Origin of the sequence: Nostoc sp. 'Peltigera membranacea cyanobiont' 232 (assembly GCF_002245985.1) — a bacterium.
Lineage (GTDB): Bacteria > Cyanobacteriota > Cyanobacteriia > Cyanobacteriales > Nostocaceae > Nostoc.
This window is the reverse complement of the sequence record NZ_NOLK01000001.1, coordinates 173890-198564: the sequence shown is the minus strand read 5'-3', so window position 1 is coordinate 198564 and position 24675 is coordinate 173890. Positions and strand designations below refer to the sequence as shown.

The window sequence follows — 24675 nt, the reverse complement described above, 5'->3', positions numbered from 1 at the left end:
CTGTATTTGTTTGTCAGCTAGCTTAATTTTTTTTGACTGTGGCAAGTCTTTTAATCTTAAGACAACGATGCTCGTGATAGGGTCGTAGTATAACCAACAATCTGATTAAATAGGAGAAAGCAATGTACGACACAGACAAGCGAAAGCTTCTATCTGCCTTGTCTCATGGAGCCATTTTTTTCAGCACAACAGTGGTATCTGTAGGTATACCTATTGCCATACTGCTTGTATCTGACGATCCTGTTGTTAAAGAAAACGCCAAAGAATCCATCAATTTCCACTTTAATGTCTGGTTTTATGGCGCAATTCTAGGAGCGCTGTTTTTTCTATTTGGTTGGTTAGTCTTACCTCTATTATTGCTAGGCCCAATAGCCGGTCTGGGATATCTATTACACTGGGGATTAACAATTTGGGCGCTCATCGGAGTTTTCAACAATCCTGATATACCTTTTCGTTATCCCTACATTTTTCGAGTTTTTTAGAAGAAATTATCATTGGGCATTGGGAATTGTCAGTTATTTTTATTAAGCTGTTGTGCCTTGAGTTTGCACACAACCAATCGCCAGGATTTTGCCAACATAGGGTCTTACGATTTTGAATTTTGAATTGCTTATGTTGTTTTTTTTCCAGTCCGTCGGATAGGTGCAACCAAGCTGTAGAATACAAAATTGCCCCACAACTTGATTAAGAGTAGGGCAAAGGACAGTTAAGCACTGTTTGTAGTCTGTCTGACGGCAGGAAAATTTTAACCTGCTTTTGTGACGCTTTATTTTGTGTCCATTTGCGTTGTTTTTCTTCATAAAATTTTATGTTTCCTACACATCGCCCCCGTCGTCTGCGTACTCATCCCCAACTGCGCCGGATGGTTCGTGAAACTGTTTTGACAACAAGCGATTTTATCTACCCATTATTTGCTGTACCGGGTGAAGGAATTGCTAATGAGGTGAAATCGATGCCCGGAGTCTACCAACTTTCGGTAGATAAAATAGTTGAAGAGGCAAAAGAAGTTTATGACTTAGGAATTCCTTCTATTATTTTATTTGGTATTCCGGCTGATAAAGATGTAGATGCCACTGGCGCTTGGCATGATTGCGGTATTGTCCAAAAAGCAGCAACGGCGGTAAAAGCAGCAGTGCCAGATTTGATTGTAATCGCTGATACTTGTTTATGTGAGTACACTAGCCACGGTCATTGTGGTTATCTGCAAGTTGGTGATTTAACAGGACGAGTTTTAAATGACCCAACTTTGGAATTGTTGAAAAAAACAGCAGTTTCTCAAGCGAAAGCTGGTGCTGATATCATCGCGCCTTCGGGGATGATGGATGGGTTTGTGCAGGCGATTCGTGTGGGTTTGGATGAAGCAGGATTTCAAGATACGCCGATTTTGTCTTATGCTGCTAAGTATGCTTCGGGTTATTATGGCCCGTTTCGGGATGCAGCAGACTCGACACCGCAATTTGGGGACAGAAGAACTTATCAAATGGATCCAGGTAACGCCCGCGAAGCCCTTAAAGAAATTGAATTGGATATCGCTGAAGGTGCTGATATGCTCATGGTTAAGCCAGCTTTGGCATACATGGACATTATCTGGCGCGTGAAGGAAGCGAGTAACTTACCCGTTGCGGCTTACAATGTTTCTGGTGAGTATTCGATGGTAAAAGCTGCGGCTCTCAACGGTTGGATTGATGAGGAACGAGTAGTCATGGAAACTTTAACTGGATTTAAACGCGCTGGCGCAGACTTGATTTTGACTTATCATGCCAAAGATGCGGCACGATGGTTAAAGTAGGGTGGGCGATTGAGTAAGAATTAGGATTATGAAGTAGAAAAGAAGCGCGATCGCACTCCTTTTTAGTAGCCCAAAAACTTCAGATAAATAACGCTTTTAATTATAGCGGTTCTCACTTCGGTGCAATACAGTCTGAACCTCACCCCGTATTTGCTCACACAAATACGGGGTGAGGTTTAAAAATGTACTTTATGCAAACGAGAACCGCTATATTCTACAGTAGGTATATTTTTGCTACTGGGGTGATTTCAGTTAAGTCGGTATATTTCAATCGTGAAGTTTTTGGTGTATTTTATACATTAAATATACGTTTTATTACATAAAAAAATCAGCCCATTTACTAGAAGGTGAAGCGATCGCTCGTAAAACCTCTAAAATCTAAATAAAATGGCTTTGATATAGTTATGGCAATTACTCGCTCTATCGTTGGGCGGTTCATTTAAAAAAACCAATCTCTAACTAGTGCGATCGCTCACCGTATTTGCGACAGCAGCACGATAAAATTCTAAAACCATAATCGTACTAAAAGGTCTAAATGGCAGAAACACTATTCTTCAACGCCTTACGGGAAGCCATTGATGAAGAAATGGCGCGAGACTCCAGCGTATTTGTTCTCGGTGAAGACGTAGGACACTACGGCGGTTCCTACAAAGTTACCAAAGACCTGTACCAAAAATATGGCGAACTTCGCATTCTAGACACCCCCATCGCTGAAAATAGCTTTACCGGCATGGCAGTAGGAGCAGCGATGACTGGGTTACGTCCCATCATCGAAGGCATGAATATGGGCTTTTTACTGCTCGCTTTCAACCAAATATCCAACAACGCTGGGATGCTGCGCTATACTTCTGGCGGTAACTTTAAAATTCCAATGGTAATTCGCGGCCCTGGGGGTGTAGGAAGGCAGCTAGGTGCAGAACATTCGCAACGATTAGAAACCTACTTCCAAGCAGTTCCAGGATTGAAAATTGTTGCATGTTCCACACCAAGAAACGCTAAAGGACTACTAAAATCTGCAATCCGCGATGATAACCCCGTGTTGTTCTTTGAACACGTTTTGCTTTACAACTTGAAAGAAGATTTACCAGAAGAAGAATATTTACTACCCCTAGATAAAGCCGAAGTTGTGCGCCAAGGGAAAGATGTCACAATTATCACTTATTCTCGGATGCGGCATCATGTGCTGCAAGCGGTAAAAACACTTGAGAAACAAGGATACGATCCAGAAGTTATTGATTTAATATCCCTTAAGCCATTGGATTTTGATACAATTGGTGCATCAGTGCGTAAAACACATAAAGTCATTGTTGTGGAAGAATCCATGCGAACTGCGGGTATCGGAGCAGAAGTCATCGCCTCAATAAACGATCGCTTATTCGATGAATTAGATGCGCCAGTACTGCGGCTTTCTTCCCAAGATATTCCCACACCCTATAACGGCAATCTGGAACGACTAACAATCATCCAGCCAGAGCAAATCGTGGAAGCTGTAGAAAAAATGGTGGCGTTGCGAGTGTAGGGATTGGGGACTGGGGACTGGGGACTAGGAGAATAACTCATTCCCAATCCCCGATCCCTAGTACCCAATACTTACTCATAACTCCATAAAAGAGCGCTATTATAGCCTTTGTCAGTTGCGAGTTATGGTATGCAAAGACAGCGATCGCTATTAATTTTGATTTTAGTCCTGATAATCGCCGCGTTTACGGTGATTGCGACAATTCCGATACCTCTGGGACTGGACTTGCGGGGAGGTTCACAGCTCACAATTCAGGTGAAACCATCACCGGAAATTCCCAAAATCACCGACCGTGAATTGGAAGGTGTAAAGAAAGTTGTCGAAGGTCGGATTAATGGTTTGGGTGTTTCCGAGCCAGTAATCCAAACAGTCAGTTCAGATAAAATATTGGTACAATTGCCAGGGGTAAACGATCCACAACAAGCCGAACGGGTACTAGGGGGGACGGCGCAGTTAGAATTTCGTACCCAAAAGCCAAATACAGAAACCCAATTGTTTGCTTTCCAAGCATCTAAGGCCGAATTGAAAGTCAAGCAAGAAGAGTTGAGAAAGAGTACTGACAAAGCAGCAATTGCTAAGAACCAAGAAGATTTACAAAAAAATAATCAAGCGATCGCAGAATTGTTTGAAAGCACCAATCCACCGCTAGTTGGCAAATACCTCAAGGATGCATACGGTGAACCCACTCAAGGTAACAACTGGCATGTTGGCATTCGCTTCGACCAAAAGGGTGGTGAACTCTTTGCCAATTTGACGAAAAATCTTGCCGGTACTGGGCGTAGCATTGGTGTTTTTCTGGACAATGAACTGATCAGCGCTCCCACCGTAGGTATAGAATTTGCCGCCGCAGGTATTAGTGGTGGCTCTGCCGTAATTACAGGACGGTTTACCGCACAACAAGCCAATGACTTAGGCGTGCAACTACGCGGTGGGGCATTACCCGTACCAGTAGAAATAGTTGAAAACCGTACCGTCGGAGCAACTTTAGGTAAAGATAGTATTCAACGCAGTATTTACGCTGGTATGGGCGGATTGCTGTTAGTATTGATTTTCATGTTAGTTTACTACCGACTACCAGGATTAATTGCCGACTTTTCTTTGATTATTTATGCGCTATTGACCTATGCTACCTTCGCTTTGCTAGGCATTACATTAACTCTCCCCGGTATTGCTGGGTTTATTCTCAGTATCGGTATGGCAGTTGATGCTAACGTATTGATTTTTGAGCGCACCCGTGAAGAACTACGTGCTGGTAAAACTTTATATCGTTCTGTAGAGTCAGGATTTTACCGAGCTTGGTCTAGCATTTTAGATAGTCATGTCACATCATTAATTTCTTGTGCAGCACTGTTTTGGTTAGGAGCAGGTTTAGTTAAAGGCTTTGCTTTGACATTAGCGCTAGGGTTAGGAGTAAATTTGTTTACTGCTATTACTTGTAGTCGCACCCTACTGTTCCTAACATTGCAATTTCCCAATTTGCGTAAGCCAGAATTGTTTTGTCCCAATCTATCAACGTCAATTAAGTCTGGTGCGGAGGTGGTTTCATGAAATTTAGTGTCATCAAACGTCGGAACTTTTGGTGGACAATTTCTGCCATCTTGATGATTGTTAGCATCGTGGCAATGCTGATTTCTTGGCAACAACTAGGCGCACCGCTACGTCCCAGTTTAGATTTTATTGGTGGTACGCGACTACAATTTGAACGCGATTGTACACAACCAGACAAATGCACTCAACCGATTAATATCTCTGATGTCAGAGAAGTAGTTGACGCTGAAAAGTTAAATAATAGTAGCATCCAAGTTGTTGGTAAAAACCAACAGGGAATATCCGTTCGCACCAAGACATTAAATGTTGAGCAACGCACCCAGTTGCAAACAGCTTTGAGTGAAAAAATTGGAGCCTTTGACCCAAAAGCCACTCAAATTGACACCGTTGGCCCAACACTTGGTCGTCAGCTATTTACCCAAGGGTTATTAGCTCTGGTTGTCTCCTTTGCTGGGATTGTTATTTATTTGAGTGTGCGGTTTCAGGTGGACTATGCCGTAATCGCAATTCTTGCCTTGTTCCATGATGTTTTGATTACGCTTGGTGTTTTCTCCATCTTGGGATTAGTCGCAGGTATTGAAGTTGATAGCCTTTTCGTCGTTGCTATTTTGACTATTACTGGTTTCTCGGTGACAGATACCGTGGTCATCTACGATCGCATTCGGGAAATACTGACTTTACATCCTAACGATCCCATTGACAAAGTTGTTGATGATGCAATCAATCAAACTTTAACCCGATCGATCAATACCACGTTAACCGTTTTGCTAACATTGTTTTCCCTATTCCTATTTGGCGGCGAAACCCTGAGAAACTTCGCCCTTGCCTTAATTATTGGATTCACAATGGGTGCATATTCAAGTATTTTCCTTGCCAGTACTCTCTTGGCTTGGTGGCGAGAGCGCAAGAGTCAATCACAGGTGATGGAGAGTGCAGAGCCAATTGATACATCTGCCAGCTCTCAAGATAGTTAAATTTGTGTGCATTTCACAATTGGGTTAAAGCATTTTAAATTGCTCACTCATGCTTTGGAATTTTATTCTTCTATGGATCAACCTGAAGAACCATCAATCACTGACCCAGAATTTGAGAACTCTGACGCATCCTTTATTCAACAAGTACAGAGGTTACACAAACTGACAATATATGGTAGATGGCTGTTTGTCGCTTGTTTATGGCTTACCATTGCACCTGTTAGCTTGTGGGGTCTACGTACAGAATTGGCTCTGTGGCAACAATATTTTACCTGGGTAGCAGTGCGATATGGACTTTTCTACCATCCACTCTCTACCTTTGGTTTAGCCTTTTGTATTGGGATGACTGCCTCTGTTTTGGTTTGGCAAAGTCGGAATATCTTATTTGGACTACCACAGGCGGAAAAACAACGTTTAGAAAAACAAGTCTATCGGATACGTCAACAGGGGCCAACTCATCCTCTGTGGAAGTGGGTTTGTCATTAGTTTTTCTTTCTCGTTGCATATACATATACACGGACAGCAATTTTTAGCAAAATATGACTTAAATATACAAAGATACTGCCAAAAGTGGATGCCATACATGAATGAGTCTCGGATTCAATTTAGCGATTGCAAGTCTGAAATTGACCTTTACCAACTCCAAGAACTGTTAAACGTTTCTGCTTTCTGGGCAAAGGGACGCAGTATTGAAGATTTAGGTATAGCCATTACCAACAGTGAACCCGTGATTTCTGTGTCAGATAGCGCTAGACTCATTGGCTTTGCTAGAGCAACATCTGATGGCATATATCGCGCCACAATTTGGGATGTTGTAATTCATCCAGAGTATCAACATGGTGGGTTGGGAAGTAAGTTAGTAGAAACCATTTTGAGTCATCCCCAGATGAGGCGGGTTGAGCGCATTTACCTGATGACTACTCACCAGCAGGGTTTCTATGAAAAGATTGGTTTTCAAACCAACTCTACCACTACAATGGTACTACACAACCTAACTAACCGCGCTTTTCTTACTACTACAGAAGTTCAGTTTCAGGAATTATTAGGGGGATAGAAATTTGTAGTCTGGTAATCTCCTGATGTGGTTCCTTCACAATGCTCGAAGGCAGGATTTCTAACTTTCCTCCCATAACTTCCACTAAAGTTTGATTGATTAATAGCCTCATTCCTGGGGAAAGAGCAGCGTTCTTTGGGTCAATCTGGATATGCTGCTCATTAGATTCGATCAAATCAATCGGCTCGCTCCAGGGAATAGCATGAGTTGGTACATCCAGCCAAATATTTACAAAATTATTTGTAGATATGGTGCTACTGGAAATACAGATGCTGCCTTCCTCCATTTGAGTAATGGCAGTGTCTATTAAACCGATCAATATTTGGCGGAGCCAGAGATAATCTGCCAAAACATAAATTTCTGGATCGCCGGGTAACAATTGCAAGGGAAAATTGCGATTGGCCGCCAGCATATAAGTTAAGTTATGAACCTCTTCCAAAATTTGCGATAACTGTCTGGGCTGAATATCTAATTTATTAGTCCCGTGTTCTGTTCTAGCAACAGTAAGAATTTCATCCATCAACTTGAGCAACTTCAAGGTTCGCTCGTGAGCTTGAGCAATAAATTCTCGTTCTTCAGCTGGATCTTCACACAAATCTGACAAAATTAACTGATGCAAGCCAATCAAACCATTGAGAGGCGATCGCAATTCATGGGTAGTCCGCGCCAAAAAACCAGCCTTAAACTGGCTCATTTCCCTTGCCATTTGATATGCCAACTGCGTTTGCTGTAGCTGTTGCGATATTGGTAGCATATCCTCTTGCTCTAATGGGGCTACAGGAGATGAGTTAGATGAAACCTTTGGCGATGCCTGCGACGGGCGTAGCCATCGCGCAAATAACCTACGAAAATTTATACCTAGTGCTAGTCCTGCTCCTAGATATATCCAGTTACTCCAATTCATAATTTGGCAATTATTAACTTGTTAATTGACCACAACAGCGCAAACTAAAGTTCCAGATTTCTCTGTTGTGAAAATCAGGAAAACAACATTATAGCTACCTATATTTGGTTATTAGTCGAAATATCTAACTTTATCGCACCTTGCCGCAAAATCTGCCAATTTATCCCTGTCCATTTAGCAACAGTGGAAGGTATACCCATCCCTAGCTCTTCTTGGCATTCTGTCGTTCCTAGAGTCAAAACTTGGGGAAACTGAACCTCAATTTCTGCCATCGTTTGCAAAGGCGGCTGACCGGAAAAATTGGCGCTAGTAGTGGCAAGGGGGCCAGTTTGTGCCAAAATAGTTCGAGCGATCGCACTATTTGGGACTCGAATGCCAATTGTTGTTGGATCGATGGGGTTCATAACTTTTGGTAAGCGTTGACTCGCTGGCAATACTAATGTCAACCCTCCTGGCCAATATTTATTAGCTACTTCTTGCCAAATTTTATACTCATTCTCATTACCTTTGACATACAGCCATAAATCTTCAGCACTAGCAGCCATCAAAATCAAAGGTTTGTCTTGACTGCGTTGTTTCGCCGCAAAAATTAATGCTGCTTTTTCTGGTATCGCTGCAAGTGCAGGAACAGTATCCGTAGGAAAGCTCACCAACAAGCCAGAGCGTGCGCCAACGATTAGGTCTTTGAGGGAAACTTGCGTCATCTTACTAAGTGAGTTGGTGAGAACAATTCAATATATATTTTGACTCAACTTCTTGCATAAGTTAGGGAAAAAATAAAAGTGTGAAAGGGGAAAGGTTTTAAGTCCTTTCCCCATTTTTGCGTAAATATATTTGTGCAAGATGTCTAATATTTATCAATCAGTAGCACAGTATGCAATTACTCGCTTAAATGTTGTGCAAGAGATGCGATCGTGGGATAATCCCAAATTACCCTTAAATCTAGCTCTTTGCCGAGCAAATTTCCTAAATCTCCTGTTAAAACTACCGCTACCGATGAATCTAAACCATAACGGGCAAAAGTAGTTTCTACATTTATTTGCTCTGGTTCAATTTCTAGCAAATCTGCTAGATAAGCAATCAACCATTCTTTGATTTCTGTGGTAGATACTTTCAAAGCTTCAGTTTGTTGAGTAAGCATAGATCCTCCAAAGGTTAAACTAAAAATCAGCAAGCAGTTTTCTTCGCTTCAATCATTCCTGGGGTAGGAACTTTCACATCCCAAGCTAAACCCAATACTTCCAGAGTGCGAATCAAATAGTCTCCTAAATCAACTTGCCACCATTGCAAGCCAAACTTTGCCGAGTTAGGAAAAGCATGATGATTGTTATGCCAAGCTTCTCCTCCTGTAGGAATTGCTAGCCAAACATTATTAGTACTCTTTTCATTAGTATTGAAAGAGCGACTACCATACAGATGAACAATGGAATTAAGACTCCAAGTTAAATGATGTACTACAAAAATTCTGACTAGCCCTCCCCACAAAAATCCTTGCCATATACCTATCCAAGTACCTGATAATAGTCCTCCAAGAATAGATGGAATCAAAAGACCTAAAACAACAAAAGTTAGGTATTGTTGGTTGATTTTTGTCATCACCGAGTCTTGCAACAAATCCTTAGCAAATACTGTAGAGTTTGTGAGTTCACCGGTCAGCATCCAACCAATATGGCTGTGCCACATTCCCCTTAACTTTCCCCAAGGTTCTCCTTGGTAAAGGTTGGGTGAATGAGTGTCTCCTATTTGGTCACTGTATTGATGATGTCGTCTATGATTGCTAACCCAATTAATCACAGGGCCTTGAGCCGCCATCGAACCCAAAATAGCCAAAGTAACTCGAACAGATGGGTGAGTTTTAAAGGAACAGTGAGATAAAAGCCGATGATTTCCTACAGTAACCCCTCCAACCATAGTTAGGAACCAGAAGACTAAAAATAGTTCTAATTCTATGAGACTAATTCCAAAATCCCAAGCGAATTTGAGGGCAATCAGTGTACCGATCAAAGGAATTGCGATTGTGGCTGCGGCAAACCGCTTCTGTACGGTTTGCAAGTAATCATTCTTGATTGTTATTTTTGCTTCTTTAGTTGAAGCTAATAACAAAGGACTTTGATTATTTAACTGCATTAGCTTTTACATCCTCATTCAATTCTTGAAAATTAGGCTTTTTTACAGAGATATTCATCAAGTTCATCTTCTTCTCCAGCTAAATTTTGCTCGACATCACCAATTTCTTCTGCATACTGATTAATCAGATTTTCTACCTGATTAGTATCTAGCAAAGTCTGCTCAGAGAGATTTTCTGCCAGAGCATTAGCTATCTTTGCCTGAAAATATTCTTGACCCCAGTTTTCGACACGTTTTAGTTCATCTGTTGGTTCACTTTGATATGACTTTTGGATGCAACCAAGTACAAATGCCCATGCAGCTACGTCACCTAACTTTTGGGATAATATTTTACTGAATTTCTTATTACTGCTCCGAGATAGGTTTTTATTTGTGAGTTCAGAAGTACAAGATTCAGCCGTGTGTTGCAATTGCTCGCTGATTTTTGTAGCTCCCAGAAACTCATTAAGAGATGAACAGAGTTGAGGGGTATGGTATAAAGCTATTAAGCCCAAGTGCATTTGTAAAGTTTCAGTCGGCCCCTCAAAAATCCGAAACAAACGAGCATCCCGTAAGATTTGGGGCGCAATATTCGATTCGATATAACCCCGTCCACCTAGCAGTTGAACAAGATTATCTGCTGCTTGCCACATTAATTCGGGTGCGATAATCTTAGCGACAAGATAAGCTTCTGGAGGAACAGGTTTTCCTTCATCTAAGGATGTAGAAATGGTTTTTACCAAGCACTCAACTGCGCCAATTGCTGCTGTTAAATCACTCAGACGTTGTAAAGTAATCTGTTGAGTTATTAGCCGTTCTATACCAATTGAGCGACGGGTAGCATAACGAAGCATGAGTTGGGCACAGCGTTTCATTCCCCCAATACACGTTGCAGAAATTCCCAATCGTGCCAGTTGCATCGCGTCCTGAGCCACCTCAAAACCAGAACCAATTTCGCCTAAAACATTTTCACGATCAACTTTTACTTGCTCAAGGTAAATAGTATTCTGAACCATACCTCGCATTCCCATAGTCAAGGCTTCAGTACCTTGCTTCAATCCTTGAGCATTTTCTGGGATAGTAAATGCTGTGATTCCCAAAGATTCGCCTTGTTCATCTACAACATGAGCAAAAATATTGATTGCACTTGACCAAGATGCAGAACCGCTCCAAATTTTAGTACCGCTAATTAACCACCCACCACTTCCATCTGGATCAGCTTCGGCTTTGATTCCTCTGGGATTAGATCCCGCAGATGATTCTGTAATGGCAAAGGCTGCTAAATCTCTCCCTTGGGCTAAATTTTTGAGATAGGTTTCTTTGATTTCATCTGTACCATATTTAAGAATTGGATAGATTCCAAGAAAATTATTTACACCAACAAATGAAGCTAAGTTGAGATCGATCGCTGCTAGTTGTTCCATTACTTGCAACATATCAGTGTAATTTAAGCCAAGACCCCCAGATGATTGGGGGACAATCATTCCTAACAAGCCTTTTTTACCAAAGTCTAGAACGACATGGGGAGTTATACAGCGCCGCTCGTCCATCAGTCTAGAATTGATTCGTCTTTGGGCATAATCACGTAACCAATGGATAACTTTTTCTGCACGTTGACGACTTGAACTTTCTAAGAACTGACTTTGACTATTGAACTGCATTAATATTCACTCTTTGAGAATCAGGATTACCTTGCTGCACTTTTGCTAAGAGTGAGTTGACATCAACTTCCAACTTTTGAAACTGGGCTTGATGTTGAGTATTTCCACTACAGTGCGCCACCACATTCAAAGTGCCATCTAGAAACCCACGCTTACAGGCATGACGCTGAATCTTCCCGCTAGATGTCTTGGGAATACTCCCAGGTTTAATCAAAACTGTGGCATACACTTGTAAACCGTGATTATCTACAACTGCTTCAGTGATATTGCCGATGACTTCTTGAATATCCAACCGCTTTAAATAGGTTCGTTCTACCTCTTGAACAACAACTAATCGCTGTTGTCCCTTCCGCTCTATAGTGAATGCTGCTCCACAATGCGATCGCAGTCCTGAATGACTCTTTTGAACTGTTAACTCAATATCCTGGGGATAATGATTTTGTCCTCGGATAATAATCACATCCTTGATTCTTCCTGTAACAAACAGTTCGCCGTCTTGCAAAAATCCCAAGTCCCCCGTGCGAAGAAACGGGCCTTCTCCTGTATCTGCTAGATAACCTTGAAAAGTTTCCGCAGTTTTTTCTGGTTGGTTCCAATAGCTACTAGCTATAGAAGAACCTGATACCCAAATTTCTCCCACCTTGCCAGAAGGACACTGAGTTAAAGATTCGGGATCGACAATGGCGATTTTTTCATCTAACCAGGTACGACCACAGCCCACAATTGTTTTAGTTCCTTCCCCAGATTCAGTAGCCACCACCCGATTTTCCTCCAGGGCTGCTCCTTCAACTTGGTAGAGAATGGGGGAAGCTGTTTTCAAACCTCCAGAAATGAATAAGGTTGCTTCAGCCATCCCGTAGCAGGGGTAAAACGCTTCCCGACGAAAACCGCAAGGTGCGAAATAGCTAGCAAATCGTTCCAGTGTTTCGGCTCGGACTGGTTCGGCTCCGTTGAAAGCGACTTCCCAACTACTTAAATCAAGACTAGAAAGCTGTTGGGGCGTAATCTTGCGAACGCACAGATCGTAAGCAAAATCTGGCCCGCCGCTAGTAGTGGCTTTGTAACGAGAAATAGCTTGCAGCCAGGAAAATGGCTTCTGGAGAAAAGCGACTGGTGACATCAAAATAGACGGTATACCCAGATATAGGGGCTGCAACACATTCCCAATCAGTCCCATATCGTGGAATAAGGGCAACCAACCGACAAAAATTGTTTTATCTGTATGTCCGAAACCCATTCTGATGGATCTCTGGTTGCACAACAAATTTCCATGAGCGATCGCAACTCCCTTCGGAGTTCCTGTAGAGCCGGAAGTGTATTGGAGAAAAGCTACAGTGTCTCTATCTAGTTTCGGTTTTTGCCAATTTGAACTGAGATTGGTGTCAATGCGATCGCTATTTAACCAGCGCATTGTTGCCAATTCTGGATTTTCGACTAAGTGATTTTCCAGGTTATCCAACAAGGATTTTGTGGTCAAAACTACCTTGGCTTGGGCATTTTTAACGATCGCCTGTAACCTGAGCAAGTTCATATTGGCTCTGGGTGGATAAGCGGGAACTGCGATCGCACCTGCATATAAACAGCCAAAGAAGGCGGTAATGAATTCTAAACCGGGTGGATATAAGAGTAAAGCGCGATCGCCAGGGGATAGTAGAGACTGAAGATGGGTTGCGAGCGATCGGGCTTGGAGGTCTAATTCTCCATAAGTTAGGCTATTTTCCTCAGTTTCTCCATCTCGGAGAAAGATATAAGCCGTTTTATCCGGCTGATTTTTAGCTCTGTAGCTCAGTAGTTCTACTAAGGTTGAAAAGTTGTCTAGAGGGTTTTGGAGATCAGCCAAACAAATAGTCATAAGCCAATTTCACAGTTTACACAGTAACGTCATGTGTATGTATGGGTTTGTCAGCTACGAGTCTGTCAATAAATAATTGATGGATAAATTCCCTGTAGAGACGGCGATTTATCGCGTCTCTCTAACCGTCAACGATTTATCGAATGATGCCTAATTCACAATCCAATTTTTGGAAAATGTGAATAAATGTGTCTAAATCTTCTTGTGTATGGGTTGCCATGACACTAATTCGGAGTCTTTGGGCATTGAGGGGAACAGCAGGGTACTCGACGGAATTCACAAAGATGCCTTCTTGGTGAAATCTCCACGCAAGTGTGCGAATTTCGACTTCTGCCGGGATTCTCACTGGTATAATTGCGGAATCGCTGCTGGCTTGGAATCCTGCCTCTTGGAGTTGCTGCAATAAGTAAGTGCTATTGACCCGAAGTTGACTAATCCGCTCTGGCTCTCGCTCGATGATATCCAGACCTGCCAAGACAGCCGCAATCACAGGAGCAGGCAAAGATGCTGAGAACATATAAGACCGAGCAAAGAAGCGTAGATACTCGATTACATCACGACTAGCAGCGATAAAGCCGCCTGTGACACCCAATGCCTTACTAAATGTCCCCATCGTTACATCAATTCGACCTTTAAGACCAAAGTGTTCGTCGCTACCGCCGCCCTTTTTACCCATGACACCAGTGCCGTGGGCATCATCCACGACAAGAATAGCCCCATAGCGATCGCAAAGTTCACGAATTGCTACGAGTGGCGCTAAGTCGCCATCCATCGAATACACACCTTCGACAGCCACATAGATTAATCGTTCCGGTGTTCCCAATTGCTGACATTTAATCAGACGTTGTTCGAGGTCGTTGCAGTCGTTATGCTTGAAGCTAAAAGCACGAACCTTGGAACCCATAGAAACTAGCTTAATGGCATCATATAGACTGGCATGGCCTAACTCGTCGCAGATCAAAATATCATCATCCCGTAACAGACCATTAACCCAGCCTAACTGTGCTTGAAATCCACTAGCAAAAAGGAGAGCATCTTCAGCGCCTTTGAATTGGGCAATACGAGCTTCAAGTTGGCGATGAAGGCTACTCATACCATTGAGTAAAGGTGGCCCACCCATACCAACACCAAATTCTTCAATAGCTCGCTTTGCTGCTTCTCGAACATAGGGATGGGTGGTTAATCCAAGGTAGTTATTCGATCCGAACATCAGCATCGATCTGATTTCACCAGTGAGCGGATCTTTGATGAGAGTTCGATTTTCAATCGGCCCAACAACCTCACGAGGGAAATAATTCAGCATACAGGCATTGGAACCTATGGAAGTATTTGGCGTATGCAACCAATTAGAACAAGGCTTTACACGTTCAGCTAAGGATGAACCGATTGCTGGGAAAAAATCTTTGAAGGAAAAATTCTCGGCATGGCTGCTAGTATCTGGTGCAGCCCATATATTCTTAACATCTTCTGGGGATTTATTAGTCTGTTTACTTAACATTATGGTGAACTCTACCTCCGTCTGTTTTTCTGTTTTTAGCAAAGCAAATTAACCACTCAAGTCTTTTAATTAATAGACCTAATGCGATTACAAATTATGAGTAGTTCCTACACGCAAGTGTCTTACTCTGCGTGTGAATACAAAGGGATTTTACATTTTTCTAAAATAGTCAATCACACAGGTTAATAGCGTTTTTCTGATAAAAACTATATCTACCTTTTTAGTAAATTTATTCAGAATAGCTAGCAATTTTTATCTGAATAAAGCTCTATTACTAGCATTTTTATGTTGTCTATATGCTGTAGTTTACAAAGCACTTGTCTACCATAAAAACTGCTAAAACTGATTTCGCTAAAAACTAGTGTTATTTTGACTTTGAATATTAGCCAGCAAACATCATCAAGTACTTTCTAGAGCAATCTTATTTGAAGTGTGAGCATCATAAAACTAGAGAGGCTTAATCTATTCTCAGTTTTATAAAGCATTTAAGATTACTGTGTTTAATTTAACGAGGAGTGCCAGTTGGCCAATATTCTACCCAATTTTCCACTTTAAACATGATTTTAAGTGGAAGAGAATACAGATAAATATTTTGGTCTTTTTGTCTAAACTCTTTAACAAGACCACTATCTACAGAAATTAAAGCAGTACAATCCCTTTGATCTAGTAACTTCATTTAGTTTTAACCAAATAGGTAGAAAATCTACCTATTTCTAAACATTTTTAGATGTGTTGTAAATTTGGATGGATTAAAATTCTTTTTCAATCCGAAATTAAAACTATCATTATTTTTCGGGGTTGTCAATCAACAAAAGCTAAACAAAATGAGTTGAACAAAATGTTTAGATAAAAATATATAGGTAGATATAGATGCAGAATATGCCTAGATATATAACAACCACATAATTGGTTTAGACGAATTGCCGATTGCTTGTGCTATTCTAAAAACTTCGTTAATAGCGGAGATAATATCAATAACTGTACGTTCGCTCGTTTGAAGATGGCAAAATAAATTAATGCCTTGAGCGAAAAGGAATAGGTGTATTTTATAACCCGACTGCATTACGGTTTAGGAATCAAGGGAGTCTAGAAAACAGTTAAATGAGGTAAATGGTAAAGATAAGTTCTTTTGTGATTGATGATATTCCAGTGATGTTGGAATGGCTCAAACAGATGGAGATAGCAAAATTGAGAAAGAAAAACCCTAACTTTTATAAGCTAGGGCAAAGCGTTCAATTCCAGCTAAATCAGCGTGAATTTGAATATTGTGATAGCTACCTTGATTTTGCAAAAATTTTCCGACGGCATCCGCCTGTCCTGCCATCATCTCAATCAGCCACACGCCACCAGGTTGTAAATAACTAGGGGAGATTTCTATCAAATGGCGGATGCAATCTAAGCCATCACCACCACCATCCAAAGCTAGATGTGGTTCATGGTTAACTACTTCTGGTTGCAAGGTAGGTAAGGTACTGGTGGGTATGTAAGGCGGGTTCGACACCATACCACTAAACTGACCTTTTAAGAATGCCAGTGGCTCCCACCAGGAACCTTGATAAAATTTAATCCGGTCAGCAAAACCCAAATTAGCGGCGTTGGTTCGAGCGATCGCCAAAGCTTCTAAACTGTAATCAACTGCATGAATTGTTGCTTTTGGCAAGACATCTGCTAATCCTAGTGCGATCACTCCACTCCCAGTACCTAAATCTGCCCAATGTCCTGACACATCGTTAGCAGCTGCTAAAGCTAAATCAATTAAGCACTCTGTCTCTGGTCTGGGAATCAAAACTGCGCTTGACACCGCGATTTGAAAGTTACGCCAAGGTGTTACTCCGGCAATATACTGCACTGGCAAGCGATCGCTCAATCGTCTCTGCCATAGCCAGTCTAACTCTTCTAGAGGCAATTGCAACTGAATTTGCGGCCAGTCTTTAAAAGATTCCAAACGCAGTGACAAGCGATCTAACCCAGCAACTTCTAAGAGCAGCCAATCTACCTCCCTTGGAGAGACATCAGTGGCGATCGCTGCTTGGATAGCTGCATTTCGCCACTGCCAAAGTTGTAAACCAGAAACTATCAGATGTTTCTCCCCCATACTTCAACCTTGGAGAGCATATCCGTTATTTTTTAGGCGCGGATGACTGATTTGGCGCAAGCGATCGAATAAAACTGATGGACTCCCGCGATGGATACAGAACAATTTTATTTATACTAGGGTCGGTGCTGCTATTGAGAGCCTCCATAACACCATATAAATCCACTACCTGTATTTCAGTGTTGTCTGCTTCCTTTGGCACGGCTTTTTTGAATTGATCTAACAGAGCCACTGCTTGCTCTTTTTCAAAAAAGAATGGGATGAATCGCTCGTTGCCTTTTGCAAGGGGAATGGTCAAATAGCTATTATCTTTCTTAAATTTAGGTACAAATAAGGGAATGCCATTGAATTGCTGCCCTTTTTTACCATTTTGATTCAGCATACTTGTTGCTGAAGCTACCTGTGCTTGCGTCGGGACTAAAGTGTAAATTACAGAGTCTGATTTCTTTTTGCTTTCTTGGACTATTTTATAGTAGTCTGCCAAGGACAAAGGTCTCACCTGTAGCGTGCTTGCCAACTGGGGGTTTTCTTTTTTGAGCCGATTGTCAAGGAATGTTTGAGCATCTTGCTTGCTAATAAAAAATCCAACTTGCGAGATCGTTTTGGATTCGTTTTTCCTCGAAAGAACTACGAATTCACCTTTAGGATTGGTGAGCGTGAATACAGGTACTTCTTGGAGCTTTTTCACTATCTGATCTTGTGGCAATGCTACCGCCTCTAGATTGCCTATTCCCGGTAGATTCCCTATTCCTGAAAGTCCCGTTAAAAATACACTCCCAGCTATACCCAATGTTGCGCCTAAGCGAATAAATGATTTCATGACTGCTCCTCGCATCAATAATCCAATTAAATTAAACAAATGGTTGGATTTGCACAGCACCAACTAGCTTTAGTTATATAGCAATCTATTTCAGTTGTAAAAAATTCATTGTGAGCGTTGAGGTTGAGTGTTAAGCGTCAACGGTCAGAATCCAATATTCTACAACTATTTAGGGTTGCTGTAGTATGGTTTTCACAAATAGACTGTGCAAAAGTTGTGTTTTTATCGATTTCGCTTTGCTATTTACCACGAAATGCCGTAGATGCCTATTATATGTCTTGTCCGACAGTGAAAAGCTTTTCAGTCTCTCCAACCTTGGATATGATAAATGCCATTTTATCGGCTTTCTCTAATATCGGGTGACGCTATTACTAAATCAATCGTTCCATCTGCCCTTGCTTTAATATCTTCTCAAATCTGATAGAAAGCTCAGTATCAGGAATATCTTACAACTTGAGGGCGAAATGCGTGTGTAACGGTTCAACAGCCAGACCAATACTCTAACAGGCGATTTGTTCTTAACCGTAAAAACCTATAAATAAATCACACACTATAGCAAGAAAAGCCTATTGAGTTCGCCTTAGCTATTAAATATACTATCTAAATCGGGATGACAGGATTTGAACCTGCGGCATCCTGCTCCCAAAGCAGGCGCGCTACCAAGCTGCGCTACATCCCGTTTCCACTCATCTACTTTTGGACTTTGGTTTCAATTTTCCATTAAAGCGAATTTCGCTTCACCAAAACCATGAAATCTATAATATCACATCATACGGCTTGTGCCTAACCTTTTTTCTGTTTTGCCAAGAACAAGATAAATTACATTTTTATACTAACAAAGGTTTTTTGCCGACTTAGTTTTACAAGATATATATACACTTGCGCCTTCGTCGGCAGAAAAAAAGCAAAACCACATCAAAATAATAGATTTTCACCATTTGACCTGATTTTCTTATGCAAATCGGGTTTTATTTTGATCGAGTGCTAGTGAGGATACCAGAACATGCCTTTAATGCCTTCTGGATCAGCCATAAACCCCATAGTCCGGTAGAAATCTACAACATGGGGGTCGGCGAAGAGAGTCACATTACTAATTTCTTCACTTCTAAGTTTTTTCAGAACGTATTTCATTAGTGCCTTACCCAGTCCTTGACTTTGGAAGTCTGGGTGAACCACCACATCCCAAATAGTGGCATTAAACGCGTGATCTGAGGTAGCGCGGGCAAAACCAATGAGCCGCTTTTGGTTTCCTCTCACCTGCCACATTGAGGCGACAAGAAAACTATGCTCAATAGCTTTTTTCACTTTTCTTAGAGGACGACGCGACCAACCAACTGCATCACAGAGTTCTTCTAGCTCATACAGGTCAATATCTCGCTCAGTACTGAAGACGATGCGAGTCTCCTTTGAAGAAGCTTCGCTAATGCTGGTGGGGTTGGAGTTGCCCGCAGCATCAACACGTTCTTCAAAGGGGTTTGTCCTAGTTGTCGCTACAGATTCAGGAGTACTAAACCAAGTTTTCCAAAAACCCATGCCAACGTGGTTCGGGTAGTATAACTAAATTGGTTTCCACTCTCAGGAGTGTTGATTCATGTTTAACATAGCTATCCCCATTTACTATCCCTTACACTCAAAGTTTTTCGGTTGTTTTCGGGATTTACAATGGTAACAGCTAGTTAGAGCGTGTTTCACACCAATCATTTTCAACTTTAGCATTTTGTTGTAAAGGCTAGGAGAAATTCACCAAAAGGGTAAGGATATAAACTAATTCATAATTCAAAATTCCAGATCGCATCCTGTTCAGTTCGCCCTCTTACTTGCTAATGCAATTGGACACCGAAGTTATGATTGTCAGAAGCCTCTGCTTCAAATTAAAAATTTAATATGGAAAAACCAAATCCTGGCAATTGCTCGTATAGAGCTTAAATGCACGTTAGCTTAGGAGTGAATTGTATACAAGAGATTGAGTCTTTGGGAAAGTTCTTCCCTAGTCCCTAGTCCCTAGTCCCCAACACCCAACACCCAACACCCAACACCCAACACCCAACACCCAGGTGACGAAAGCAAGCGAGTCTTACCCTTAACAATGGCTTCTGGTTTAAAATCTTCAACACTGGAACTCCTAAAGCGCTTTAATCGAGCGTTTCCCCAGTTTTATGAGCAATTTGTCAGCAGTGAGATTCAACTGCAAAATTTACGGTTAGCCTACCGTCTCTATAAAACTAGACGCGCTGTTATTGAACTGAAACCGGAAGGTAGTAAAAGTGCTTTGCATTTTGCTTACCGCAACCAATCTTTTCTCCTCAGCGATATTTTTGGTGTACTAGCAGCTTATGGGTTGACTATTCACGGTCTGAGTCTATACGGTCAGATCCGTCCGCCGATGTTAGTTTTTATCAAATTATTGGTATCTCGTGGTAGTAAAGCCTTAACCGAGAAAACCGCAGAAAATGTCTGTCGCGCCATTCGCGAGGCTTTAGGAGGTCGGTTTGAGGTAGAAGAGATGTTGGCAGTAGAATTTAATCTTGATACTGGCTTAGAGCAGGTACAAACTGAGTTCTATGTCGATCCGGTCTTTCATCTCCCTGCCCTAGTAATTGAAGCCGATAATCAACCAGGATTATTCTACAAAGTGATGTATGCCATCTGGCAAGAAGACCTGCTGGTAGTCAATGCCAATTTATTGGTTTGGCGCGGGCGTACACGGCTAATTCTCTACTTGTTGGGGCCAAATGAAAGCCTTATTCCTGAATATCTCGGTCACAAAATTGCCGAAGGGGTGCGACAGAGGTTGCTGGGGAAATGAAAAAGTGAGGAGTTATCAGTTAAAAATTAACAATTCCTAACTCCTCACTCCTAACTCTCTTTCTATTCCGTATTTAGTCGCACCCGCCCTTCGGGTTACGATATAAGCATGGCAACTATCGAAATCTTGGGCGTTCCACACGCATACGAGCTAACGGCTCCCAGTTCTTCCTGCCCCCATGCTTTAGTATTTATTCACGGTTGGCTTAATAGCCGTGGATATTGGCAACCTGTGATTTCCCGCCTATCAGATGATTTGCAGTGCCTTTCTTATGATTTGCGGGGTTTTGGTGAATCCCAGTCCCAGGTAAAAACCGATTTTAGTGGGGCCCAAACTTCTCTGAGTCTGATGCCTATTTTTAGTAGTGGGCTTGGCTCGCCAATCAATTCTCTTTATACTCCTGTTGCCTATGCTCAGGATTTAGCCATTCTCCTAAAACAACTGAATATTACCAGTGCTTGGCTAATTGGTCACTCATTGGGAGGTACGATCGCTCTTTGGGGAGCAGATCGAATACCTGAGTGTGTTAAGGGAGTTATCTGTATCAACGCTGGCGGTGGTATTTACCTCAAAGAAGCCTTTGAGCAGTTTCGCTCGGCGGGTCAGAAATTTTTGCAAGTCCGCCCGCGTTGGCTATCCCAAGTGCCTTTGATTGATTTGCTGTTTACTAGAGCCAGTGTAGTTCGTCCTTTAGACCGCCATTGGGCTCGTCAGAGGCTGATTGATTTCGTTGTGGCTGACCCAGAAGCAGCGCTAGGAACTCTGTTAGATTCCACAACTGAGGAAGAAATCAATCGTTTACCTGAGCTAGTATCTCAACTGAAGCAGCCAGTTTATTTTTTGGCTGGTGCGGAAGATAAGGTTATGGAACCCAAGTATGTGCGCCATTTAGCTAGCTTTCACAGGCTGTTTCAATACTGTGGTGACAATGTTCTGGAAATTCCTCATTGCGGACATCTAGCGATGTTGGAACAGCCTGATGAAGTAGCCGCTCGAATTCGGTCAATAGTCATTAGTCATTAGTCATTGGTCATTGGTCATTGGTCATTGGTCATTGGTCATTGGTCATTGGTCATTGGTCATTGGTCATTGGTCATTGGTCATTGGTCATTGGTCATTGGTCATTGGTCATTGGTCATTGGTCATTGGTTATTCACAAATGACAAATGACTAATGACTAATGACTACTCAAAAGAGTGATACAACTTCATCACTTGGGTCAGTGCTAACCTAGACTCAACGCCTAGTGTGAGGGGCGATGTATGACCACGGGATAGATGATCTGCGGCGGCACAGCCGATCATAGCAGCGTTATCGGTACAGAATTTTAGAGGTGGGAATAGGACACGGAGGTTATGTTGAACGGCTGCGGCTTGGAGATTTTTTCTTAATCCGCTATTAGCTGCTACACCGCCACCAATAGCAATTGTATCTAGACCATAGTCTAAGGCACAGGCGATCGCTCTTTTGGTTAGCGATCGCGCTACGGTTTCCTGAAAGCTAGCTGCTACATCTGCTACTGGCACTTGTCCACCATCTTTCTCTAATTGCTGCACTAAACGCAATACAGCCGTTTTTAACCCACTAAAACTCGCATCATAACGATGAAACCCGCCGCCCGGTAAAGAAACTTTTCCTTCTGGTAAGGCAAAGGCTTGGGGATTTCCCTGTTGTGCCAACTTGTCAATTACTGGCCCACCGGGATAACCCAGCTTTAATAATCGCGCCACTTTATCAAAGGCTTCACCCGCAGCATCATCACGGGTTTGTCCTAGTGTTTCGTAAATACCACAATCTTTGACAAAAATCAAGCTTGTATGTCCGCCAGAAACTAATAAACTCAAGAAAGGGGGATTTAAACTTGATTCGCTCAAGTAAGTTGCATAAATGTGACCTTCCAGGTGATGAACTCCCAAAAATGGCTTGTTGTGTACCATCGCTAGGGTTTTAGCAGCAGTTAACCCTACTAACAGCGCTCCTACAAGTCCAGGGGCAGAAGTGGCGGCGATTGCGTCAATTTTTCCCCAGTCTAGCTGGGCTTGCTCTAGGGCTTGTGCGATCGCAACATTTATCGTTTCCAAGTGCTGGCGAGACGCGACTTCCGGTACTACCCCGCCATACTGTTGATGAACTGGAATTTGCGAGGCTACAATACTGCTGCAAACTTTACGATTCTTAACAATTGCGACGGCAGTTTCGTCACAACTGGTTTCTATTGCTAAAACGGTTGTCATTGAGGTAATCAGTACTGAGTCTGGAGTCCTGAGTAATAAAGAGAAAATCTTGCTTCTTTACTACCCTACAACACCAATTCTTATACTCAGCACTCAAGACTTGCTACTGCATTTTGGTTGAGAAGCTTTAACTTTTATTTACTTAAACTTTACTCGGTTCCCACCCAAGAGTATGATGACTTCCTAGTTATGCAAATAAACAACTGTACAAGCCGCTTCGTTTTGTACAAAGAACTTCTTGTTTTGTAATAAAAGGAAACAACTCTATGCGACGATTGTTTGCTTTGATGTTAGCGATTTGTCTTTGGTTCAATTTCGCCTCCCCAGCACAAGCTTTAGGGGCTAATTTGACACCGTGCAAGGACAATCCCGCTTTTCAAGAGCTAGCAGCTAATGCCCGTAATACAACTGCCGACCCCGAATCTGGGAAAAAGCGGTTTGAGCGTTATTCTCAGGCGCTGTGCGGCCCTGAAGGCTACCCCCACTTGATTGTTGATGGTCGTCTAGATCGGGCTGGTGACTTTTTGATCCCCAGCATTCTGTTTTTATATATTGCTGGCTGGATTGGCTGGGTAGGTCGTGCCTATCTGCAAGCGATCAAGAAGGAATCTGACACTGAACTCAAAGAAATCCAAATCGATCTTGGTTTGGCACTACCCATCATCGCTACAGGTTTTGCTTGGCCAGCAGCAGCTGTTCAAGAATTACTCTCTGGCAAATTAGCAGCCAAGGATTCAGAAATCCCTGTTTCTCCACGCTAAATCAGCTTAATTAATTCACTTCGTTTTGGAGACTAAATTCATGGCAGACAAAGGCGATCAATCAGCTTATTTGATCAAATTTATTTCCACAGCACCTGTGGCAGCTACCATCTGGCTGACAATCACAGCAGGTATCTTGATTGAATTCAACCGCTTTTTCCCCGACTTACTTTTCCACCCACTACCATAAGTAGAAAATGGAATTTAGCACAGATGAATTTCTTGTGTTTTGCCTAGAATTATGTAGTAGATGTATTCAGCTTAGTTAGCCAGAATTATCACCAAAATAGGCAGCACAAATAGTTTTTTGAAACTCGCGATCCTGTTTACAGTTCGCGAGTTTCACTCTTTTAAAACTAGCTAAATTAATTTTTCTAAACTTCTTAGCCAAAAGACATCTTTAGCTACAATTATTATTAATATAAAAATGGCACCATTTTAAATTTAGAGGCGAACATAAAATATGGCACAAGCTGTAGATGCATCAAAGAATCTCCCCAGCGATCCCAGAAATAGGGAAGTTGTTTTCCCTGCATTTCGCGATCCGCAATTGGGCAACCTAGAGACCCCAATTAATTCTTCTCCCTTGAGCAAGTGGTTCATTAATAACTTACCTGCCTATCGCCCAGGTCTATCTCCTGCCAGACGCGGTTTAGAAGTTGGACAGGCTCATGGTTACTTGCTATTTGGCCCCTTCGCCAAATTGGGCCCGCTGCGGGATACAGCTAACGCTAACTTGGCTGGTTTACTGGGAGCTATCGGCTTGGTGGTTTTGCTCACCGCTTGTCTATCCTTGTATTCCAATAGCAATCCCGACAAAGCACTTTCTAGCGTTACCGTACCCAATCCCCCGGTAGATGCTTTTAACTCTAAAGAAAGCTGGAACAACTTTGCCAGTTCTTTCTTAATTGGTGGTATTGGTGGTGCAGTAGTTGCTTACTTTTTGACTAGTAACCTCGGACTAATTCAAGGTTTATTTGGTTAATTGAGAAATTAAGAGTTAGGAGTTAGAAGTAAGGAGTTAGGAGTTAAAGTTCATAACTTCTAACTCTTA

At 42.1% G+C, this 24675-nt stretch carries 23 protein-coding genes and 1 tRNA gene; 12 read left to right on the top strand and 12 right to left on the bottom strand.

Annotation, left to right across the window (positions count from 1 at the left end):
• Nucleotides 1-122: 122 nt before the first annotated feature.
• The 7 genes from CDG79_RS00905 (at nt 123) to CDG79_RS00875 (ending at nt 6884) form a co-directional block, all read left to right on the top strand.
• Nucleotides 123-482, top strand: a complete 360-nt coding sequence (locus CDG79_RS00905; RefSeq protein WP_094339725.1) for a DUF4870 domain-containing protein — start codon at nt 123-125, stop codon at nt 480-482.
• 326 nt (nt 483-808) lie between these two features.
• Nucleotides 809-1789: a porphobilinogen synthase gene (gene hemB / locus CDG79_RS00900; RefSeq protein WP_094339724.1), complete on the top strand. Its 981-nt coding sequence runs from the start codon at nt 809-811 to the stop codon at nt 1787-1789.
• Between the two features lie 535 nt (nt 1790-2324).
• Nucleotides 2325-3308 carry an alpha-ketoacid dehydrogenase subunit beta gene (locus CDG79_RS00895; RefSeq protein WP_012410204.1) on the top strand — a complete coding sequence of 328 codons (984 nt, stop codon included), beginning with the start codon at nt 2325-2327 and terminating at the stop codon, nt 3306-3308.
• Nucleotides 3309-3437: 129 nt separating this feature from the next.
• Nucleotides 3438-4856 (top strand): protein translocase subunit SecD, encoded by a 1419-nt coding sequence (gene secD / locus CDG79_RS00890; RefSeq protein WP_094339723.1) that lies wholly within the window; start codon nt 3438-3440, stop codon nt 4854-4856.
• Nucleotides 4853-5830, top strand: a complete 978-nt coding sequence (secF, locus tag CDG79_RS00885; RefSeq protein WP_094339722.1) for a protein translocase subunit SecF — start codon at nt 4853-4855, stop codon at nt 5828-5830. Before secD ends, secF begins: the two co-directional genes overlap by 4 nt.
• Before the next feature lie 72 nt (nt 5831-5902).
• Nucleotides 5903-6316: a hypothetical protein gene (locus CDG79_RS00880; RefSeq protein ID WP_094339743.1), complete on the top strand. Its 414-nt coding sequence runs from the start codon at nt 5903-5905 to the stop codon at nt 6314-6316.
• Nucleotides 6317-6413: 97 nt separating this feature from the next.
• Nucleotides 6414-6884: a GNAT family N-acetyltransferase gene (locus tag CDG79_RS00875; RefSeq protein WP_094339721.1), complete on the top strand. Its 471-nt coding sequence runs from the start codon at nt 6414-6416 to the stop codon at nt 6882-6884.
• Here the strand turns inward: CDG79_RS00875 and CDG79_RS00870 are convergent.
• The 11 genes from CDG79_RS00870 to CDG79_RS00820 form a co-directional block, all read right to left on the bottom strand.
• Nucleotides 6847-7788 (bottom strand): sensor histidine kinase, encoded by a 942-nt coding sequence (locus tag CDG79_RS00870; RefSeq protein ID WP_094339720.1) that lies wholly within the window; start codon nt 7786-7788, stop codon nt 6847-6849. The two genes, CDG79_RS00875 and CDG79_RS00870, sit on opposite strands and share 38 nt — an antisense overlap.
• A gap of 98 nt (nt 7789-7886) precedes the next feature.
• On the bottom strand, nt 7887-8492 hold the full coding sequence (locus CDG79_RS00865; protein WP_094339719.1) for an L-threonylcarbamoyladenylate synthase: 606 nt from the start codon (nt 8490-8492) through the stop codon (nt 7887-7889).
• Between the two features lie 176 nt (nt 8493-8668).
• Nucleotides 8669-8929 carry an acyl carrier protein gene (locus CDG79_RS00860; protein WP_094339718.1) on the bottom strand — a complete coding sequence of 87 codons (261 nt, stop codon included), beginning with the start codon at nt 8927-8929 and terminating at the stop codon, nt 8669-8671.
• 26 nt (nt 8930-8955) lie between these two features.
• On the bottom strand, nt 8956-9915 hold the full coding sequence (locus CDG79_RS00855) for an acyl-CoA desaturase (RefSeq protein ID WP_094339717.1): 960 nt from the start codon (nt 9913-9915) through the stop codon (nt 8956-8958).
• Nucleotides 9916-9947: 32 nt separating this feature from the next.
• Nucleotides 9948-11555 carry an acyl-CoA dehydrogenase family protein gene (locus CDG79_RS00850; protein WP_094339716.1) on the bottom strand — a complete coding sequence of 536 codons (1608 nt, stop codon included), beginning with the start codon at nt 11553-11555 and terminating at the stop codon, nt 9948-9950.
• On the bottom strand, nt 11542-13407 hold the full coding sequence (locus CDG79_RS00845) for a fatty acyl-AMP ligase (RefSeq protein ID WP_094339715.1): 1866 nt from the start codon (nt 13405-13407) through the stop codon (nt 11542-11544). Before CDG79_RS00845 ends, CDG79_RS00850 begins: the two co-directional genes overlap by 14 nt.
• A 136-nt stretch (nt 13408-13543) precedes the next feature.
• Nucleotides 13544-14905: an aminotransferase class I/II-fold pyridoxal phosphate-dependent enzyme gene (locus CDG79_RS00840; protein WP_094339714.1), complete on the bottom strand. Its 1362-nt coding sequence runs from the start codon at nt 14903-14905 to the stop codon at nt 13544-13546.
• Between the two features lie 1204 nt (nt 14906-16109).
• Nucleotides 16110-17000 (bottom strand): peptide chain release factor N(5)-glutamine methyltransferase, encoded by an 891-nt coding sequence (prmC, locus tag CDG79_RS00835; protein WP_094339713.1) that lies wholly within the window; start codon nt 16998-17000, stop codon nt 16110-16112.
• 25 nt (nt 17001-17025) lie between these two features.
• Nucleotides 17026-17859, bottom strand: coding sequence for a Tic22 family protein (locus CDG79_RS00830; RefSeq protein WP_143855388.1), 834 nt, complete (start codon nt 17857-17859; stop codon nt 17026-17028).
• A gap of 566 nt (nt 17860-18425) precedes the next feature.
• Nucleotides 18426-18499: transfer RNA gene (locus tag CDG79_RS00825), tRNA-Pro, on the bottom strand.
• 305 nt (nt 18500-18804) lie between these two features.
• Complete coding sequence (locus CDG79_RS00820) at nt 18805-19353, bottom strand: GNAT family N-acetyltransferase (RefSeq protein ID WP_094339711.1); 549 nt, start codon at nt 19351-19353, stop codon at nt 18805-18807.
• Between the two features lie 553 nt (nt 19354-19906).
• On the opposite strand from CDG79_RS00820, the gene CDG79_RS00815 reads away from it, so the two are divergent.
• Both CDG79_RS00815 and CDG79_RS00810 read left to right on the top strand, forming a co-directional pair.
• Nucleotides 19907-20626 (top strand): hypothetical protein, encoded by a 720-nt coding sequence (locus tag CDG79_RS00815; protein WP_012410214.1) that lies wholly within the window; start codon nt 19907-19909, stop codon nt 20624-20626.
• Nucleotides 20627-20734: 108 nt separating this feature from the next.
• The gene (locus CDG79_RS00810) at nt 20735-21649 is read left to right on the top strand and encodes an alpha/beta fold hydrolase (protein WP_094339710.1); all 915 of its coding nucleotides are present in this window, start codon (nt 20735-20737) and stop codon (nt 21647-21649) included.
• Nucleotides 21650-21810: 161 nt separating this feature from the next.
• On the opposite strand, the gene tsaD is transcribed toward CDG79_RS00810, so the two are convergent.
• Nucleotides 21811-22860, bottom strand: a complete 1050-nt coding sequence (gene tsaD, locus CDG79_RS00805; RefSeq protein ID WP_094339709.1) for a tRNA (adenosine(37)-N6)-threonylcarbamoyltransferase complex transferase subunit TsaD — start codon at nt 22858-22860, stop codon at nt 21811-21813.
• A gap of 266 nt (nt 22861-23126) precedes the next feature.
• Here tsaD and CDG79_RS00800 point away from each other — a divergent pair, with 266 nt between their 5' ends.
• From CDG79_RS00800 to CDG79_RS00790, 3 genes are all read left to right on the top strand, one after another.
• Nucleotides 23127-23621, top strand: coding sequence for a Photosystem I reaction center subunit III (locus tag CDG79_RS00800; RefSeq protein ID WP_094339708.1), 495 nt, complete (start codon nt 23127-23129; stop codon nt 23619-23621).
• A 40-nt stretch (nt 23622-23661) separates the two neighbouring features.
• Nucleotides 23662-23811, top strand: a complete 150-nt coding sequence (psaJ, locus tag CDG79_RS00795; protein WP_094339707.1) for a photosystem I reaction center subunit IX — start codon at nt 23662-23664, stop codon at nt 23809-23811.
• Nucleotides 23812-24084: 273 nt separating this feature from the next.
• The gene (locus CDG79_RS00790; RefSeq protein ID WP_094339706.1) at nt 24085-24606 is read left to right on the top strand and encodes a photosystem I reaction center protein subunit XI; all 522 of its coding nucleotides are present in this window, start codon (nt 24085-24087) and stop codon (nt 24604-24606) included.
• The last annotated feature ends 69 nt before the right edge of the window (nt 24607-24675 follow it).

Bases quoted from the DNA above. Each gene is read 5' to 3' on its own strand.
- CDG79_RS00905 (WP_094339725.1), top strand. From the start codon at position 123: ATGTACGACACAGACAAGCGAAAGCTTCTATCTGCCTTGTCTCATGGA.
- hemB (WP_094339724.1), top strand. From the start codon at position 809: ATGTTTCCTACACATCGCCCCCGTCGTCTGCGTACTCATCCCCAACTG.
- CDG79_RS00895 (WP_012410204.1), top strand. From the start codon at position 2,325: ATGGCAGAAACACTATTCTTCAACGCCTTACGGGAAGCCATTGATGAA.
- secD (WP_094339723.1), top strand. From the start codon at position 3,438: ATGCAAAGACAGCGATCGCTATTAATTTTGATTTTAGTCCTGATAATC.
- secF (WP_094339722.1), top strand. From the start codon at position 4,853: ATGAAATTTAGTGTCATCAAACGTCGGAACTTTTGGTGGACAATTTCT.
- CDG79_RS00880 (WP_094339743.1), top strand. From the start codon at position 5,903: ATGGATCAACCTGAAGAACCATCAATCACTGACCCAGAATTTGAGAAC.
- CDG79_RS00875 (WP_094339721.1), top strand. From the start codon at position 6,414: ATGAATGAGTCTCGGATTCAATTTAGCGATTGCAAGTCTGAAATTGAC.
- CDG79_RS00870 (WP_094339720.1), bottom strand. From the start codon at position 7,788: ATGAATTGGAGTAACTGGATATATCTAGGAGCAGGACTAGCACTAGGT.
- CDG79_RS00865 (WP_094339719.1), bottom strand. From the start codon at position 8,492: ATGACGCAAGTTTCCCTCAAAGACCTAATCGTTGGCGCACGCTCTGGC.
- CDG79_RS00860 (WP_094339718.1), bottom strand. From the start codon at position 8,929: ATGCTTACTCAACAAACTGAAGCTTTGAAAGTATCTACCACAGAAATC.
- CDG79_RS00855 (WP_094339717.1), bottom strand. From the start codon at position 9,915: ATGCAGTTAAATAATCAAAGTCCTTTGTTATTAGCTTCAACTAAAGAA.
- CDG79_RS00850 (WP_094339716.1), bottom strand. From the start codon at position 11,555: ATGCAGTTCAATAGTCAAAGTCAGTTCTTAGAAAGTTCAAGTCGTCAA.
- CDG79_RS00845 (WP_094339715.1), bottom strand. From the start codon at position 13,407: ATGACTATTTGTTTGGCTGATCTCCAAAACCCTCTAGACAACTTTTCA.
- CDG79_RS00840 (WP_094339714.1), bottom strand. From the start codon at position 14,905: ATGTTAAGTAAACAGACTAATAAATCCCCAGAAGATGTTAAGAATATA.
- prmC (WP_094339713.1), bottom strand. From the start codon at position 17,000: ATGGGGGAGAAACATCTGATAGTTTCTGGTTTACAACTTTGGCAGTGG.
- CDG79_RS00820 (WP_094339711.1), bottom strand. From the start codon at position 19,353: ATGGGTTTTTGGAAAACTTGGTTTAGTACTCCTGAATCTGTAGCGACA.
- CDG79_RS00815 (WP_012410214.1), top strand. From the start codon at position 19,907: ATGGCTTCTGGTTTAAAATCTTCAACACTGGAACTCCTAAAGCGCTTT.
- CDG79_RS00810 (WP_094339710.1), top strand. From the start codon at position 20,735: ATGGCAACTATCGAAATCTTGGGCGTTCCACACGCATACGAGCTAACG.
- tsaD (WP_094339709.1), bottom strand. From the start codon at position 22,860: ATGACAACCGTTTTAGCAATAGAAACCAGTTGTGACGAAACTGCCGTC.
- CDG79_RS00800 (WP_094339708.1), top strand. From the start codon at position 23,127: ATGCGACGATTGTTTGCTTTGATGTTAGCGATTTGTCTTTGGTTCAAT.
- psaJ (WP_094339707.1), top strand. From the start codon at position 23,662: ATGGCAGACAAAGGCGATCAATCAGCTTATTTGATCAAATTTATTTCC.
- CDG79_RS00790 (WP_094339706.1), top strand. From the start codon at position 24,085: ATGGCACAAGCTGTAGATGCATCAAAGAATCTCCCCAGCGATCCCAGA.